A 546-nucleotide genomic window follows, 5' to 3' on the forward strand; every position below is an offset into this window, starting at 1 on the left:
ACGACGGAGAAGACCGCGAAGCCTTTTCCAACACTCAATGCGATTTAGACGTCGTCACGACTTTGGAGCCCTCGGTTTCCGCGCCGGTTTCGCCGCGACCTCAGCCTTCTTCGGCTGACGCCCGCCCTGCCCCAAGCCCATCGACTTGGCCAACGCCGACCGTTGGGCCGCATATTCAGGGCTCACCATGGGGAAGTCTTTCGGCAAGGAAAAATGCTCCCGATAGCTTTCCGGGGTGAAGCCCTGGAGCGAGAGATGTCGCTTCATCGACTTGAATTTCCGTCCGTCGATCAGGCTAACGATGCCGTCGGGTTGGATGAGCTTTCGGATCGCGGCTGGCGTCAGTCGCGCCGGTGCTTCCGCTTCGTCGACCTCGGGCTCGCCACCGAGGCGGCTGAGCGATCCGTGCACCATCGTGACCAACCCGGGCAGTTCATCCGGGCTGACCCGATTGTTGGCCACGAAGTTAGCAACGATGCCCGTGGTCATGGCCAGAAGCGCGGAATGATCGGTGTCAGCCATGCGGGCCTCCGGTTGGAAAGAATA

The 546-nt window shown here is 61.2% G+C and carries 1 protein-coding gene; it reads right to left on the bottom strand.

All coding sequences use genetic code 11. The features are described 5' to 3' along the window. Positions 1-54 precede the first annotated feature (54 nt). Entirely contained in the window at positions 55-522 is a 468-nt protein-coding gene (locus ACP7A5_RS18015; protein ID WP_426043172.1) for a MucR family transcriptional regulator, read from the bottom strand. Positions 523-546 lie beyond the last annotated feature (24 nt).

The sequence above is a fragment of the Brevundimonas sp. TWP2-3-4b1 genome (assembly GCF_049897665.1).
Lineage (GTDB): Bacteria > Pseudomonadota > Alphaproteobacteria > Caulobacterales > Caulobacteraceae > Brevundimonas > Brevundimonas subvibrioides_B.